At 49.7% G+C, this 16,180-nt stretch carries 18 protein-coding genes and 1 pseudogene; 13 read left to right on the forward strand and 6 right to left on the reverse strand.

The annotated features are described in order from the left end of the window. Positions 1-155: 155 nt before the first annotated feature. The 3 genes and pseudogenes from ABID47_RS31295 to ABID47_RS31305 all read left to right on the forward strand — a co-directional run. Positions 156-1,214 (forward strand): hypothetical protein, encoded by a 1,059-nt coding sequence (locus tag ABID47_RS31295; protein ID WP_354502871.1) that lies wholly within the window; start codon positions 156-158, stop codon positions 1,212-1,214. Positions 1,215-1,226: 12 nt separating this feature from the next. Next, positions 1,227-1,904 (forward strand): DUF3995 domain-containing protein, encoded by a 678-nt coding sequence (locus tag ABID47_RS31300; RefSeq protein ID WP_354502873.1) that lies wholly within the window; start codon positions 1,227-1,229, stop codon positions 1,902-1,904. A gap of 166 nt (positions 1,905-2,070) precedes the next feature. Next, positions 2,071-2,307 (forward strand): annotated as a pseudogene (locus ABID47_RS31305) (isochorismatase family protein); the annotation flags it as partial. Positions 2,308-2,409: 102 nt separating this feature from the next. On the opposite strand, the gene ABID47_RS31310 reads toward ABID47_RS31305, so the two are convergent. After that, positions 2,410-3,321, reverse strand: a complete 912-nt coding sequence (locus tag ABID47_RS31310) for an AraC family transcriptional regulator (RefSeq protein WP_354502875.1) — start codon at positions 3,319-3,321, stop codon at positions 2,410-2,412. A gap of 118 nt (positions 3,322-3,439) precedes the next feature. Next, a complete protein-coding gene (locus tag ABID47_RS31315) occupies positions 3,440-3,922 on the reverse strand; it encodes a nucleoside deaminase (RefSeq protein WP_354503112.1) in 483 nt (160 codons plus the stop codon). A 163-nt stretch (positions 3,923-4,085) separates the two neighbouring features. Between ABID47_RS31315 and ABID47_RS31320 the strand changes: the two genes are divergently transcribed. From ABID47_RS31320 to ABID47_RS31360, 9 genes are all read left to right on the forward strand, one after another. Then, positions 4,086-4,481, forward strand: a complete 396-nt coding sequence (locus ABID47_RS31320; RefSeq protein ID WP_354502877.1) for a VOC family protein — start codon at positions 4,086-4,088, stop codon at positions 4,479-4,481. Positions 4,482-4,526: 45 nt separating this feature from the next. Then, entirely contained in the window at positions 4,527-4,985 is a 459-nt protein-coding gene (locus ABID47_RS31325) for an NUDIX domain-containing protein (protein ID WP_354502879.1), read from the forward strand. A gap of 330 nt (positions 4,986-5,315) precedes the next feature. After that, positions 5,316-6,290, forward strand: coding sequence for a phosphotransferase (locus ABID47_RS31330; RefSeq protein ID WP_354502881.1), 975 nt, complete (start codon positions 5,316-5,318; stop codon positions 6,288-6,290). A 155-nt stretch (positions 6,291-6,445) separates the two neighbouring features. After that, positions 6,446-6,949 (forward strand): DUF1572 family protein, encoded by a 504-nt coding sequence (locus ABID47_RS31335; protein WP_354502883.1) that lies wholly within the window; start codon positions 6,446-6,448, stop codon positions 6,947-6,949. 296 nt (positions 6,950-7,245) lie between these two features. Beyond that, the gene (locus ABID47_RS31340; RefSeq protein WP_354502885.1) at positions 7,246-8,121 is read left to right on the forward strand and encodes an alpha/beta fold hydrolase; all 876 of its coding nucleotides are present in this window, start codon (positions 7,246-7,248) and stop codon (positions 8,119-8,121) included. A gap of 137 nt (positions 8,122-8,258) precedes the next feature. Continuing rightward, positions 8,259-8,744: a VOC family protein gene (locus tag ABID47_RS31345; RefSeq protein ID WP_435530690.1), complete on the forward strand. Its 486-nt coding sequence runs from the start codon at positions 8,259-8,261 to the stop codon at positions 8,742-8,744. Positions 8,745-8,982: 238 nt separating this feature from the next. Further along, the gene (gene nirB / locus ABID47_RS31350; protein ID WP_354502889.1) at positions 8,983-11,388 is read left to right on the forward strand and encodes a nitrite reductase large subunit NirB; all 2,406 of its coding nucleotides are present in this window, start codon (positions 8,983-8,985) and stop codon (positions 11,386-11,388) included. 12 nt (positions 11,389-11,400) lie between these two features. After that, positions 11,401-11,751, forward strand: a complete 351-nt coding sequence (nirD, locus tag ABID47_RS31355; protein WP_354502891.1) for a nitrite reductase small subunit NirD — start codon at positions 11,401-11,403, stop codon at positions 11,749-11,751. Further along, entirely contained in the window at positions 11,726-12,538 is an 813-nt protein-coding gene (locus ABID47_RS31360) for a formate/nitrite transporter family protein (protein WP_354502892.1), read from the forward strand. The genes nirD and ABID47_RS31360 overlap by 26 nt, the downstream gene beginning before the upstream one ends. Positions 12,539-12,627: 89 nt before the next feature. Here ABID47_RS31360 and ABID47_RS31365 read toward each other — a convergent pair whose 3' ends face one another. Beyond that, positions 12,628-13,191, reverse strand: a complete 564-nt coding sequence (locus ABID47_RS31365; RefSeq protein ID WP_354503113.1) for a restriction endonuclease — start codon at positions 13,189-13,191, stop codon at positions 12,628-12,630. A gap of 183 nt (positions 13,192-13,374) precedes the next feature. Here ABID47_RS31365 and ABID47_RS31370 point away from each other — a divergent pair, with 183 nt between their 5' ends. Then, positions 13,375-13,935, forward strand: coding sequence for an AAA family ATPase (locus ABID47_RS31370; RefSeq protein WP_354502893.1), 561 nt, complete (start codon positions 13,375-13,377; stop codon positions 13,933-13,935). Between the two features lie 116 nt (positions 13,936-14,051). Here the strand turns inward: ABID47_RS31370 and ABID47_RS31375 are convergent, their stop codons facing one another. The 3 genes from ABID47_RS31375 to ABID47_RS31385 all read right to left on the reverse strand — a co-directional run bounded on the left by ABID47_RS31375 (position 14,052) and on the right by ABID47_RS31385 (position 16,105). Continuing rightward, complete coding sequence (locus ABID47_RS31375; RefSeq protein ID WP_354502894.1) at positions 14,052-14,699, reverse strand: DUF2306 domain-containing protein; 648 nt, start codon at positions 14,697-14,699, stop codon at positions 14,052-14,054. Positions 14,700-14,735: 36 nt separating this feature from the next. Continuing rightward, positions 14,736-15,788 carry a DJ-1/PfpI family protein gene (locus ABID47_RS31380; protein WP_354502895.1) on the reverse strand — a complete coding sequence of 351 codons (1,053 nt, stop codon included), beginning with the start codon at positions 15,786-15,788 and terminating at the stop codon, positions 14,736-14,738. Between the two features lie 107 nt (positions 15,789-15,895). Beyond that, positions 15,896-16,105: an SHOCT domain-containing protein gene (locus ABID47_RS31385; RefSeq protein WP_306434095.1), complete on the reverse strand. Its 210-nt coding sequence runs from the start codon at positions 16,103-16,105 to the stop codon at positions 15,896-15,898. Positions 16,106-16,180 lie beyond the last annotated feature (75 nt).

Genomic DNA, 16,180 nt, shown 5'->3' on the forward strand with positions numbered 1-16,180 from the left:
AACCTTAGGTCCTGCCGCTAAACGGATCTCCAGTCGGGTGTCTTAACGGTCCTCAAGAAGCGTTTCAAACCATGTACCCTAATGTATCATTTTTAACGAAGCCGAAGCTTGCAGATCTTCGCTTCTGCAAATAATACATGATAAGGGTGAGTGCGATGACTGCGATTGTAGAACGGGAAAAGAGGACCGGCGGATTTTTGAATCGATGGCCAGCTTGGATCGGCAGCGCAGCGATCATCTGGTCGCTGATCTATGGGGGGCTTCAACTTTACTGGCTGCTAGGCGGAGAAGGATATCCTTATAAGCAGGGAAACATGGGAATATTTTCGGCCTTAATTACCTATATTCCCCAACAAACGGCCGGTCTGATTTCCATAATGCTCTGTTTTGCCAGCATACTTGTTGGCATTGCTATGCATAACGGCCGGATCGGCGTTCTTCCTCGTTGGCTTATACAAGGCTATGCTTGGGGATTCGCAATCGCGTTAATTTTGTTTATTCCGGATATCAGTTTGATCATGAGTATGGCTTACGCCTTTTTATTTAAGTTCACTTTTACCGGGCAAATGCTTTATCAACTGGTCTGTATATTAGGCGCTTGCCTGTGGGCTTTTGCCGGATTAGGATACCGGCGTAAATCGTTACATGCCTGCATGCATTGCGGGCGAAGGGAAAGTGGGAATCACCGGTTGCTGAATAGAGTTGGTCGCATCGCAGCGGTCATTGCCGCTGTAGCCCCCGTTCCGTATGCGATATCCCGGTTTGCTTGGGCACTTCATATTCCTTTGGGGGTCGACCCAAGCTTCGTACGGGACTTCCCTAGGATGAATCCGATGGCTTATGTAACGGAATGGGTGTTTGGCTCGTTATGCATTGGAGGTGGTCTGTTGACTCTTGGGTTGATCCAGAAATGGGGAGAAGTGTTTCCGCGTTGGTTTCCATTTGTAGGGGGCAACAGGGTGCCCATTTCACTGGCGGTCATTCCTGCACTGTTCGTAGCCGTCCCGGTCACTGCAGCTGGCGTTGTGTTCAGTTTTGCTTATTTGGGTATCCGCTTCAACTTCATCCCACTCGATGGTTTCCCGCTGAATGCTGTTCAAGGGGGCATCGGCCCGATGATATTATGGGTGCCTTGGGGTGTGGCGCTTGCCATTGCAGCCGTTACTTACTATTACCGTCGGCGAGGCGGTTGCGGTTTTTGTAACCAGGCTTAATAGGGGGAGGCCATGAACAAAGATCACTCGAGCGTTACTTCAACCACCCAGAAGATGAATGCCTTTGAACGTTTTACTATAGTGTCGGTTTGGCCAGCATATGCAGGTTTCTGTTGGGCGTTGCTTTATGCCGTTTTTGTGCGCTTTTATGAAGCGGCTGCCGGCATCATTGGCGGCTATGGACAGCTTTCCAATCCGAAAGGGTTCAGCATGGCTAGTTATGGAGCAGGAGTTCTAATCATGATCTGCGGTTTTATTCTGCTTGGTCTGGTCAAGCCATGGGGGCTTACGGTTCCCGCATGGGTACCCCTTTTCAGGCGCAAAAGAATTCCCCGCCAGTTGATTTTGATCCCCACTCTGTTCAGCACCTCGATGCTCATAGCTCATGGGACAACTGGGATCGTTACCAAGACGCTGTTCCTGGTTGGGGCTATTCCTTTGGAGCTGAAAGGGTGGGCAGTCATTGACAAAGAACGGCTTGCTATATGGGATCTGTTTTTTTATGAACCATGGTTTCTGATCATGGGCATAATGAGCGGGCTGGCTGCAGCGCACCATGCTCATGCTTCCGGGGTGATGCTGCCAAGATTCCGGCTATGGATGATCCGATTTGTTGTGATCGTATCGCTTCTGACTTTGTTATTAATTGCGTCGATCGTATTCGGCTTTTCCGATATTTTGAGTTTTTGACATGATCCAATTTAGGAAAGGGGGGGCACACCAAAAAGCCGCTGATATAGCGGCTTTTTACAGTGATTCGGTACCAAAGATTTTATAATTTATGTTATAAATAAATAATAACATTAATTAAAAAACAACTTCTGCTGAACAGCACTTGGGTGTACTTTAAGCTGTTCTCGACCTGCAGCTTCGGCGCCGCGGCATTGATACGATCGTCATGTGCGGCGTTTCGACATCCATTGGCGTGGACGCGACGGCCCATGAGGCCTATCAGCATGGATATCACCAAATGTTTGCAAAAGATGCGGATGCCCCATCCACCAAGAAAGAACATGAGCATGCGTGTTGTACGATTTTTCACCGAATCGGGAAGTTACGCACCAGAGAACAAAACCTTAACATGATTAATTAAATTTGGTCATCATGAAGAGAACAAGCCCCAATCTCACCGAGATCGGGGCTTGCTGTTCTTGTGTCGCAGCTTGTGTTTCACCTTTGGAATGGAGGGAAGCCCTTACTGGATAGAGGCTTGCTTCAAATCACTTTTAGGCGGCAGACCATACAATCGCGCATACTCGCGGCTGAACTGGGAAGGACTTTCATAACCAACCTGGAAAGCGGCATCGGCTGCCCCCATTTTTTCACTGATCATGAGATGTCTCGCTTCCTGGAGCCGGATCCGCTTCTGATATTGCAGCGGGCTCAGAGCCGTCACCTGTTTGAAATGTTTATGAAAAGACGACGCGGCCATATTTACTTCTTTCGCCAGTTCCTCGACGCGAAGCGGCTTGGAATAATCACGATGGATGAGCTGAATGGCCTTCGCAATGGCGTGCGCCTGGCTGCCGATCACCGCAAACTGCTTGACTAAATGGCCTTGCTCGCCCTGCAGAACGCGGAATAGAATCTCCCGTGTAATCAACGGGGCCAGGATAGGGATTTCGGCAGGTTGGTCGAACAATTTAACCAGCCTCAGCAGGGCATCAAGCAGTTGCGAATTCGTCTTGCCGACAAATATGCCGCTTCCCGGCTCCGATTCTTCAGGCCAGGCCAGATCAGTATGCTGCAATATATCCAGAATTTGATCCGGTGTAAACTCCAGATGAAGCCCAATGAACGGAACATCAGGCGATGCCTGGGTGATCTCACTTTTGATCGGAAGATGAACGGATGTCACGAGGTACGTAGTCGGATTGTAATGGTAAATCTCTTGACCAAGCGCTGCGGATTTGGCGCCCTGGACAATGAAGCATAAAGAAGGCGCGTACATGCTATGAATAGGTTCGGACGTCGCCGTAGCCCGCATCATGTGCAGCGACGGGTTCTCTGTGATATGTAATCCATCCGTCTGCAACAGCTGATTTAGCCGCCCGGATAATTCAGACAAATAGGGTTCGAGTCCGTCTGGTTGCATTTCTCGATCCATTTTTAGAACGCCTCCTTGTTCAAACATACGGTAAGAATAACAAAGGAGCTGACATCAGGCAAGAATGGATGGATTGAATTGTTCTGACCAGCTATATATTAGATCGGAGGAAAGGTGGTTACCGAATCTGTGCGTAAAATTGGCGATGAAGATCGCGAACTTGCTCAGCGAGTTCAGGAACAGGGCCGTTGATGACCGTGTCGCGAATAACATCCTGGATCGGGAGGCTGCGTACACGTGGTGGGGAAGCTCCGATTTCCTCCATCCATTGCATCAGCTGCTTGGACGAACTGGCATAAACAATTCGGCCTAATCCAACCCAGCCGTGGGCCGCAGCGCACATCGGGCAATGCTCGCCTGAGGTATAGACCGTCGCCTTGCTTCGTTCTTCCGTCGTCATGTTCCGGGCCGCCCAACGTGCCAGCTCAAATTCCGGATGCCGGGTATGATCGCCGCCGGCTACGCGGTTATGGTCTTCCGCCAGCACCTCACCATCGGCAGAGACAAGTACGGAGCCAAAGGGCTCATCTCCTTCCTCTAGAGCGGCTTTGGCCAACGCTACGCAGCGTCTGAGATGCTTCAGATCATTTTCCTGAATCATCATAAGAACCTCCTTTTTACGGATGTAGAAGCCGATTCATTCCGTCAACTTCTTCTTTTTTTCTGTTATGCGAAAATGTTAACATGGAGAAGGCCGAAGGAAAAATATAAAAAAGGTTCAGAACCAATGAGCTTTTTCATATACCAACGAGGAGTGAACGTTCATGCAGAAAAAAATAGGTCATGTTACGCTGCTGGTTAAAAATTTTGACGAAGCGATTGAATTTTACACAGAAAAGGCAGGGTTCGTTCTGTTAACGGACAACCATTTCGGGAACGGCATGAGATGGGTCACCGTAGCTCCGTCGAAGGATGCGCAAACCGCCATCGTATTTGTGGTGGCAGACACGGAGGCTAAGCAGGACAGGGTTGGAACCCAAGCCGCGAACCACGTATTCCTCGTCGTCCATTCCGATGACTTCTATCGTGATTACGAACAAATGAAGGCAAACGGAGTTCATTTTCTCAGTGAACCGAAAGAGGTCCCTTGGGGCATTGAGGCGGTCTTCGAGGATCTCTATGGAAATCGGCTGGACCTTGTCCAACATAACGGATTTTAAAGACTGATCCATACCACATAGAAATCTAGGAATCGTGAGGTTAGCATGAAGCCAATTAGAAACTCTGCGAAAGCGATCATCATTCAGCAAGGAAAATTGTTATTGACCAAAAACAAGGATAACGACGGTTTTTTCTACCTATTCCCCGGCGGCGGCCAAGAGCAGGGAGAAGTACTGAAAGAGACCCTCAAGAGGGAATGCATCGAAGAACTTGGAGTACAAGTTAAGGTGCAGGACCTTGTTTACGTGCGCGAGTACATCGGGAAAAATCATCAGTTCGCAGCATGGGATCATGACGTTCATCAAGTGGAGTTTTATTTTGTCTGCTCGCTTGCGCAGGAAGCCCCGGCACAGATGGATGGAACCCAGCCCGACCCGGATCAGATCGGCGTAGAATGGGTGGATATTCGTCAACTCGATCACATCAGGCTGTATCCGAAAGCGCTTGGACATCAATTAGTGAATAATGAATTGAACGTCCGGTATCTCGGTGATGTGAATTAAGTGATTCAGGTGAATAACCGCAGGTCATTTATACGAATCTTTGGGATTTCTGAAAGTTAGCGATGACCTTTGGGATGGTGAGGTTGTTCGTTTGCTGAAAATCGAGTGATTTAACAAATGAAAATGATAAGGGAGCCTGAACGGCTTCTTTTTTTATGGGGATTTGAGAAAGCAGAAATCTGTTGAAGGTTAAGTTATTTTCAGGGATGATTCAGAATATATGTTCTGGTATAATGAGCAGGAGAATTTTGGAAAAACGGGGTGCTGTGAGGTCGTCAAAGCTATACATATTGGTTGTTCAATCTGATCATTCCATGAAAGGGGCAAGAAATGTCCGAATCAACGACAACCATAAGAGATGAAATTCTGCAATCCATTACAGATATCTTTGGGATCGGAATAGATGATTACCACCAAATCGATCAAGGATATCTAAATCTGAAATGGAAAATTGAAACCGATCTCGGAAGCCTGTTTGCGAAGCAGTACAACAAGAACCGATATCCCGAGCATCTCGTTCAAGGACTGGAGATTTCTTTATCGCATCAAAACGATCTCTATAATCAAGGGATCCCCGTACCCCAACTTTTCCAGCATCAAGGCCAATATGTGCTCCGCACGCCTTCACAGGAACGATACGTCCTGATGCGTTCTTGCCAAGGTGAAATATTACAGCCGGGTACGGCCAATGTACATCAAATGTATTCGCTTGGGAAAATAACCGGGCACATGCACAAGCTCCTGAATTCGCACCATGCCAAACAGCCTCTGCATTGGAATATCCGCAACAAAGAAGAAATGCAAAAACATTGGGAGCGCAGATGGTCCGATGCCGTATCGATGGGATGCGAAAAAACGCTAGCCGCTTTGGAAATCCAGCGAGACATCATTAACGAGACGGATATCGGACTATTTTCAGGCTGCGAGCAAGGCTGGTGCCATTGGGATTTGTTTGTTGACAATATTTTGTTTAGGCCAAATTCGGTTTCCGCGGTCCTTGATTTTGACCGGTTGAATTATGTTTATCCCGATTTCGATATTTCCAGACCCATTTTGTCCTGTGCTTTAGAAAAGGGAGGCATCCGTCTGGAAGTCGTTCGTGCATTCGTCGATGGTTACCGCAAGCACCGTCCGCTTACGTTGGATCAATTGGTCAGATCCATCCAGTTAACCTGGTGGAAAGAGGCCGGGTGGGTGAACGTGGAAAAGGAAGGGGATTCCAAACCCATCAAAAGATTTCGGGAAGAGAACCTTTGGGTCGGTCAGCATTGGCATGGTCTGAGGGATATATTTGGCGGTATTTAAGGGTGGTGAGTATCATCAGAGAACAGCGTCCGTTGAAACGTGAAGTTTTTATGAAATGCCGTCTAAGTTTCACAAGGTGGGGCCAAGACAATGGATCGAATAGGGAGCAATAGGAGATCCATAATGTTCGGGCTAATAAACGAGGAGGCGTGAAAATGGAACTTGCACTCGAATTTATCCAAAGCATGAAGGTCAAGCTGATATCGGAACAAAGAGGGACGCTTAAAGCTATTGAACAAGTGTCTGAAGAAGATATTACCTGGCATCCGACTCCGGAAAGCAACAGTATTGCTAATTTGGTGGCGCATATTCGGGGGGCCGCACACTCACGGGTCGAGACGATCCTGTATAACATTCCGGACAAGCGGGACCGGGATAAGGAATTCGAACGTGGACTGATGATGACGAAAGAAGAGGCATATCAGCATACAAAAGACGCGTTTGATATCATTCTTCAGTATCTTGAACAGCTTCAATCCGAGCCGGAGCAATTGATGTCCCAGCCTTTCCTCCATCTGCCGCCGCTTACATACAGCCAAGTGAACAACGAAACGACAGCCCTAAATCTGATGATGGCGATGTTCAGAGAAGTGCACTACCATACGGGACAGATCATTTATATTGCCAAAATGAGAAAAGGCGAGTTAACTTGGGACTGAAGAGATCAGAAACTGTGGTGCTGTACATTTTTCGGAAAGGGGACAGGGTATGGAAAAAATGAAATGGGTGCTGCTTGCGATCTCATCGTTGATCTCGGCAGTCTGCTCGTTACGGGCAGGATATCTGTGCCTGCATCCGATGATCCCCGAGACAGGTCCTGTAGGTGAGCCTCCTGAGCCTGACCGTTTTCAAGCTGTTCTTTGGTAGATAGCTTCCGGGTTGTTGTTCATATCATTCATCATCGCTGTTGTTCGATCGATCAGCAGCTGGGTGCAAGGGGGATGGCGTATTTCTGATGACTAGAGATCGGGTCAACCGGACCATTGGCTATTTTACTACCAAAGCAGGCTATACAATAGAATATTCGATTGTTGGAAAAGGGGAGCCTCTTCTAATGATGCATGGAGGTCATTCCAATTGCCGAGAAGAACTGGGTTACCGGGAGTTTTACGAACACGGCTACTCGGTGATCACACCATCCAGACCGGGTTACGGTAAGACGTCAAAGGAGTTAGGTGAGAATCTGAGTGTCGCTTGCGATGCTTACAAGGAACTCTTAGACCATTTATGCATCGATCAGGTTCACCTCATCGCGATATCGGCCGGAGGGCCAAGCGGAATAAATTTTGTGACATCCTATCCGCAGCAGGTCAGAAGCCTTGTGCTTCAATCGGCCGTTACTCGGAGGTGGCTGACTCCAGCTGACAAATTATACAAATCGGCTCAAATCATGTTTAATCCTTCACTGGAAAAATACGTTTGGGCGATGATGAGAACGATGAACTATTTTTTCCCCAAGCTGATATTCAAGAGCATGATCGGTTCGTTCAGTCAATTACCGAAATCAGAGGTATTAAATCAGACGAACGAGCACGACTTGGAGCAGTTCTCCAATATGTTGAAAGATCAGAGGTCCGGTCACGGTTTTCTGATCGACCTGGTGCAGACCGGGAAGCAGCTTGATCATGAATTGTCCGCTATCAGGTGCCCGACTTTGATCATGCACAGTATTCATGATGCCTCCGTGCCCATAGATCATGCCCGATTTGCTCATGAGGTGATTCTCAGTTCCCAGTTATGTGAATTGAATTCGTGGGGTCATTTAATTTGGCTTGGAGAAGACTCCGCTGAAATGTATCGAAAATTGTTTGTGTTTTTAGACAAACACTAAACGAATTGCACGGGAGTCAACAAAACTAGCACTCCTCTGATCCCATGCTGCCAACAAAGCAATCGAAAAGAAACGCCGGTTCCCTTGATAGGCTACAATCATCATAGAAATGATTATAGCCGGGAGGTATGACGCGAATGAAATTGCACAAGATTACCCCAAACCTGTGGTTCGATTCTCAAGCTGAAGAGGCGGCGAATTTTTATACGTCCATTTTCCATGATTCCCAAATCGGCAGAATTGTCCGCTACGGTCCGGAAAGCCGGGGTGTTGAGGGAACGGTGATGACCGTGGAATTTCAATTGGAAGGGCAATCATTCGTCGCGCTGAATGGGGGTCCGCATTTTAAGTTCAATGAGGCCATATCTTTTATCGTTCATTGCGATGATCAGGAGGAGCTGGACTATTATTGGGATAAGCTCTCTGAGGGAGGAGACGAAAAGGCGCAGGTTTGCGGTTGGTTAAAAGATCAATTCGGCGTATCCTGGCAAGTCGTCCCCAGCGATTTAACAGAGATGATCTGTGACCCCGACCCGGTAAGAGCAGGGCGAGTCATGCAAGCCATACTCCAGACGAAAAAGAAAATCGACATAAAGGCGCTGCAGCAAGCTTACGAAAATTAGCGGTTATTCTTACCCGCGTAAAATACGAAGGTTCGAAGAAAGGCCATCCATCAGGGTGGCCTTTTGCACTTTTGCTTCTTATGGTTGGAGGTCATCACAATAACGCCGTAAAATTCCTGGCCTTCGCCAATTTTTTGTTTTAACCAAGCCACTGTGATTTACTTCACAGGCAAAGCCTCCCATATCCGTTACGATATAAATGTAATTAATTTCACAAGGTTGCACGGGAGGCGTGTTTATGAGCAGACGATTGGTGATGATAGGCAACGGGATGGCGGGGGCGCGGTGTATCGAGGAAATTCTCCGCCGGGACCGCGACCGCTACGAGATAACGATGATCGGGGATGAGCCGTATCCCAACTATAACCGAATTATGCTGTCCCCTGTGCTGCAAGGGAAAACAACGTTTGAAGAAATCACGATTAACGATTGGGACTGGTATCAGTCCAATAACATACATTTACTGTCCAAGGAACGGGCAGTAAAGATTAACCGAGCGTCGAAGGAAGTCCGAACCGACCGGGGAACCGTCGTCCCCTACGACGAACTGATTATTGCGACCGGATCCAGCGCGTTTATTTTACCTGTACCAGGACATGACCTGGAAGGCGTCGTCGGTTTCCGCACCATTGAAGACACGAAAATGATGCTGGAAACGGCTAAACAATACAAAAAGGCGGTTGTGATTGGCGGCGGATTGCTCGGCTTGGAAGCAGCTCGCGGATTGATGAACCAGGGGATGGAGGTCCATGTCGTTCATTTGCTGCCCCATCTGATGGAAATGCAGCTCGACGCGGCAGCGGCAAAGCTGCTTCAGCAGGACCTGGAAGCCCAGGGCATGAAGTTTCTGATGGAAAAGAAAACAACGGAAATCTACGGTGACGGGAGAGTACAAGGGCTTCGGTTTGAAGACGGAACGAACGTCGAATGCGATCTTGTCGTCATGGCCGTTGGCATCCGTCCCAATGCAGCGCTGGCGCGGGACGCGGGGCTGGCGGTTGGCCGGGCGATCCAAGTCAACGACCTGATGCAGACGACGGACCCGTCAATTTATGCCGTAGGCGAGTGCGCTGAACACCGCGGCGTAGCCTATGGTCTGGTGGCGCCATTGTATGAACAGGGCACTGTGCTTGCGGACCATCTTACAGGCCGGCCAACGGAAGGTTACGCGGGCAGCGTGTTGTCCACGCAGCTTAAGGTAGCGGGATGCGATCTGTTTTCCGGCGGAGTAATCCATGCGGATGCGGACACGAAAGCCATCGTCGTGCAGGACGAGGTCGCCGGATCCTACAAAAAGATCCTGGTTCGCGAGAACCGCATCGTCGGTGTCGTGCTGTACGGGGACGTATCCGACGGAACCCGGCTGTTCAGCCTGCTGAAGAAAGGCAGCGACATTCAGGAATATACGAGCGCTTCCGTGCTCCATAAAGCCGGGGGAGACAGCGTACTCGATGTCGCTTCAATCAGCGCGGACGAAACGATCTGCGGATGCAACGGCGTAACCAAGGGACGCATCGTCGGCGCCATTCTCGAGAACGGACTGACCACGTTCGACGAAGTGAAAGCTGTGACCAAAGCCGGAGGCTCATGCGGCAAATGCCGCGGCATGGTTGAGGCGATCCTCGCGCATACGCTGGGCGACAAATTCGACGCATCGGCGCAGAAGGCGGCAGGCATGTGCGCATGCACGACGCTTACCCGCGATGAGGTGGTGGCCGCGATTCGCGAGAAAGGTCTGCAGTCGCCAAGGGAGACGCGCATCGTGCTCGGGTTTGCATCCGAGGAAGGCTGCTCGAAGTGCCGTCCGGCACTGAATTATTATTTACGGATGCTGCATCCCGAGACGTATGCCGACGATAAGGCATCCCGATATGTCAACGAACGAATGGAAGGCAACATGCAGAAGGACGGCACATTCTCCGTCATTCCGCGGATGTATGGCGGAACGACGACACCGGAGGATTTGATCCGCATCGGCGAAGTTGCGAAGAAATACAACGTGCCGCTGGTAAAAATTACGGGCGCAAGCCGCATCGGGCTGTACGGCGTACAGAAGGAAGACGTCCCGAACGTTTGGGAGGAGCTGGAGATGCGTTCGGGGTACGCCTACTCCAAGTCGCTGCGTAATGTCAAATCGTGTGTCGGTTCGAGATTTTGCCGGTTCGGCACCCAGGACTCGTTAGGGCTTGGCATCCGGCTGGAACAGGAGATCGAGATGGTCGATACGCCGCACAAAATGAAAATGGGCGTGACCGGCTGTCCGCGAAACTGTGCCGAAGTATTGACGAAGGATTTTGGCGTCGTCTGCGTGGAAAACGGATACCAGCTGTATTTTGGCGGAAACGGCGGCACTGAGGTCCGGGAATGCGACAGCCTGACGACGGTGGCGACAGAGGACGAAGTGATCCTGTTGGCTAAAGCCTACGTACAGTTATACCGGGAAACCGGCATTTACGGCGAACGCACAGCCCCATGGGTGAAGCGCATGGGCACCGATTGGGTGCGCCAAATGTTGGGCAATGAGCAGGAGATTGCCGGTTTAGCCAGCCGCTTCGAGCATGCAAAAACAACGTATCGCGAAGCATGGTCGGCAGCGCTGGAAGACGAAGAACGCCGCCGGATGTATACCGTGGAGAGACCATAAGGGGGGAAGGGCATGAGCGTGACGAGAGAAATGATGAAAGTGATGAAGCTGGAGGAGCTGAAGCCGCAGATTGGCAAGGAAGTACGCGTTGGCGATGAGTCGGTTGCGTTGTTCCGGCTGTCAAACGGGGAGGTGCGGGCGGTTAGCAACCGGTGTCCCCACAAGAACGGTCCGCTGGCTGAGGGGATTGTGTCGGGTGAATTTGTTTTTTGCCCGCTCCACGACTGGAAAATTTCGCTGACGACAGGGGAAGTGCAAAAACCGGACGACGGCTGCATCCGGACCTACAAAACCGCGGTCATCGACGGTTACGTCTATATTGGAGGACTGAAGGAGCATGAAAAACACCATTCAGATCGTTGAAACCGCCGGGATAAACAAGGTTAGCCTCATGAACCGGAGTATAGGCAAATACTTTGTATCCTCCATGCTTGCCGGTTTGTTCGTGGGTCTCGGCATTATACTGATCTTTACGATCGGCGGACTGCTCGCGCCGGTTCACGCACCCGCCATGAAGATCGTCATGGGAGCCAGCTTTGGTATCGCTTTGAGTCTGGTCCTGATGGCAGGATCGGACTTGTTTACAGGCAACAATATGGTCATGGTGGTCAGCACGCTGAACAAGAAGACGACCTGGCTCGATACGCTTAAAATATGGCTGTACAGCTACCTCGGCAATTTTGCCGGATCCTTGCTGGTCTCGGCGATCTTCGTATGGACGGGATTGGGGAAAGGGGGAACGGCCGAATTCATCAACAGCACGGCTGCTGTTAAAATGAATGCACCGTTTATGGAATTGTTCATGCGGGGAATTTTATGTAACACGCTCGTCTGTCTTGCCGTCTGGTGCTCCATGAAGCTGAAAGAAGAGACCGCCAAGCTGGTCATGATTTTCTGGTGTCTGTTCGCCTTTATTACCTCCGGATTTGAGCACAGTGTGGCGAACATGACGCTGCTCTCAGTCTCGCTCTTCATCCCGCATCCAGACACGGTAACCTGGGGAGGGCTGGCCGCAAACCTGATTCCGGTTACCCTCGGTAATATGGTCGGCGGCAGCGTGTTCGTAGGTCTGGCTTATTGGTATATGACGAAAGATAAAGAGAAAGTGGGGATCGAAACTTTGCCGCAAAGCAAAAGGTCTGCAAGTTAAAGATGTGAAATAATCAAACGCCGTTAGCCTTCCTCTATAGAGCCCCAAGGGTGCAAGGAATGAAAGCCAAGAAAGCGCGGTACGCCCCATCAGGTCGCTTTCTTGGCTTTCGGTTTCCACGTTGGCGCTTCCGTCTCAGCAGGCTCCTCGATGATAGCCATTGCTTCATCGTAACGGCGGCTTTTAAATAGAATGATCAGTTCCTCCAGATCGTCCCTGTCCAACAGCTTCACCCCGTTTACGGCCGCCAGGATGCGGCAGGCTTCGGTGTATCTACCGGAGGTCAGCACGATTGCCCGTTCAGCTTCATAGTAACGCATCGAGGTATAAACCTCCTGAACCGCTCCGATGCTGACCGGATTGCTGTTGCCGTAGCGCTTGGCTTGTAAGACGTTCCTTAGTCCGTTCTGATCCGTAAATACCAAGTCGGCTCCAAAATCACGGCTGGCTGTCGTTTGATACACTTCTCTATATCCGAGCTCGTGAAACAGCCGGAAGAGATACAGCTCAAATTCAGAGCCGTCTGCCATTAAATCGATATCCTTGATCGTAATCTTGCGCGGATTCGCCTCCCGGCGGATCCTTTTTCTGCGGTTTCTGACCAAACGTATGACGAATAGGACGAGGAGCAGGGCAACCAGCCCTGCGATCATGATGGTCGTTGTATCCAAGGTAGTAGGCAAATTAGGTTTCCTCCAAATATCCGAATGTTTGTTCCTATCCACTATATCAAAATCGCGTCAACGAAGGAAGTCATTTCAAATGACTTGCTAGCTGCACATGACCGTGAGAGAGTAAAGGATATGCATAAATAAAACATGGGGTGTGATTGTTAAATGACCGAGACGTTGAATTTCGAGGAATGGTTGGATCGGGATCGGGAAGGGGATCGGGATCGTGACTCCGCTCTAGTCGTGCTCATGTGCGGAATCGCCGGTTCCGGGAAAACTACATTTTCCCAGAGATTGGAGGAACAAGGATTCATCCGTCTCTCTATTGACGAGGAGGTGTGGAACACGCACGGTCGTTACGGAATCGATTATCCGGTTGAAAAATACAGAGATTACTTGGATGTAGCGCATGCAAGCTTACGAAAAAAGCTAGTCACATTAGTTCAAAACAAAAAGCAGGTTGTGGTCGACTCCAGCTTTTGGAGCCGTTCCGCGAGAGATGACTATAAACGGCTTATTGAACATTCGGGAGGAGAGTGGAAGTTAATTTATTTAAAAGTACACCCTGATGAATTGCGAAAGCGCCTCAAGATCAGAAGCCAACGTTTCGATGCGAACGCCGCCTTTCCTATAACCGAGGAGACGTTGAACAATTTTCTAAACTCGTTTGAAGAGCCTCAGGGGGAAGGAGAAATCGTAGTAGAAAATGAGTGTGAGCAACAATAGCCGGCAGATTCTGCTGGTCTGTTCTGCGGATTACTAAAAGGCTGCCATACGCACGGCAGCCTTTCACAGTTCTACAGGAGGAACATTAGCACTTCTCATCTCAGCACAATTTTTTATTACAGATCAACAGTCATTTTCCGCGTTATCTTCATCGTTCTGATCAGAATATTTGGAACAATCAGCAGCAGCACGATCGCTCCGTAGACGCCGACGGTATAACTCAAAGCGTATTCAACCCCAAAGCCTTGTTGAAGAACGGAAGTGATCAGATGAATCAACAGGTTTGTAAAACAAAACGCATAACTCCGAATCATCCAGTTGCGGTGCCGAATGACCCGTTTCTTCTTAATTTGAACGAGTGCCGTCACCGTAATGAACAGCCAGATTAAATTCAGCGCGTTAAACGCCATGCTCGTCACTTTTCCTCCGGTGGCGTATGGCGCCATATACCCGGAAGTGATTACGACAACGAGCACCGACACCATATAGACGTATCCGTTGATCCGGTGGAATTTGCGGCTTTTTTGAAAAATACGGTTGGAAAAATTGACAAGCCCAGCCGCCATGGCGATGCACGCAAAAGCAACATGTATGCGCATGACGCTTAACCACGCTGGGAGGTGAATTTCACGCTTAAGACCGGTTTTATGGCTTAAAAAGCCTTCCGCACCGGGATCGATAATAAAATTATCCATTAAAGCGTAAAGGATAAACAAAATACTAACACAGGCCAACACACCATATAAGATTTTTCGTTTGTTCACTTCATTTACAACCCCCGATAGAACTTCATTTCATTGTTAAAAAGTTGATTTCAATCGCTTGCCGGCGACCCTGGAGGCCGGAAGCACGCCGGCTTTGGCGGTGCCGTGCAGTTCGTCGCCATCGACGGTTACATCAAATTTCAGGTTTAAACGCATCGGCTTGGTCACTTGCTGGGACCAGGTAAGCTTGTTACCTTGAATGACGGGATTCATAAATTTGACCGTTTCATCCCCTTGGGTGGCCGTTCCGTGGACTTCACCATGGCTTGTTGCGATGGAGAGCTTGACATCCATTTTGCCCACGGGCGTTGCAATGGTCACTTCCCAGTCTCCGTCGAAAACGGACTCTATATGTCCGGATGTGTTTTGTAGGGGAGGGGAAGGTGGATTAATCGCTTTCGTACTCAGCACAAGGTTCGATTCCTTGTCTGTTTCGGTCTTTTCCGAGTTCGGCACCATTCCCTGTGCCCGCCATGCGATACCTCTCCGCTCGTATTCGAACAGCTCCTCGATCGCATGGGCGATCCGAGGGCCAAGCTCGCGTTCCACCAGATGCAGGGCAACATCGAGCCCGGACGTTACGCCGCCGCCACTAACCAAATTGCCGTCGTCCACGACACGTGCTTTGACCGGCAGAACACCGGTTGCGCCAAGGACGTCCATGCCCAGATGATGCGTAACGGCCCGTCTGCCTTCCAGCAAGCCTCCCATGGCTAAAACCAAGGATCCCCCGCATACGGTGGAGACAATGATGTCTTTCCTTCCGAGGGCTTCCCTGATCATGCCGGTCAATTCGGTATTTGCGGTACGTGCCAATATGGCTGGGACGGAATCGGGACCGTCGCCTTCGACATCTCCGGCTGCGCCGGGAACGAGAATAATCCCCGCTCGATTTGGATCCAGTTTGCCGCCTGCTTCAATAGGCAGGCCCTGGGTGCCGCTGGCCACAGCTCTTGCTCCTTCGGCGGTGACAAGCTTCACCTCCAGCGCATCATTGGACATCATCGCCGCGGCACAGAAAACTTCATAAGGTGCCAAGGCATCCAGCAGATCGAAGCCATCAAAAAGAACGATTTGAACGGTTAACATCGATACATTCCTCCTTCATTGAAGACGAAGCCCGTATGTTCAACTTGAGCCCCTTGTGTTTTTACGCGAGACACGATCGCCGAACGGTACATTATGGGTCATCATCGTTATTTGGTCAGCAAGTCCTTAAGCCGGCTATATTCCTGTTCGTCGATTTCACCTTTGGCCATCCGGTTTTTGAGAATCCAGGCAATGTCATCCTCCCGGCGGCGGCTATTACCGGACTTGTGGCGAATGGAATAAATCCGAACCGCCAAAAAACAAAAAAGCGTGATACAAAACAAAGCGCTAAACACGTATACACTGCTGTTTTCCATGGTCAACCTCCTTCACGAACAACATCCTATCAAATGAATATCTCGAATGAAGAAATAAAAGTGTCACAAAACGAT

Source organism: Paenibacillus favisporus, assembly GCF_040545415.1.
GTDB classification, from domain to species: domain Bacteria; phylum Bacillota; class Bacilli; order Paenibacillales; family Paenibacillaceae; genus Paenibacillus_AQ; species Paenibacillus_AQ favisporus.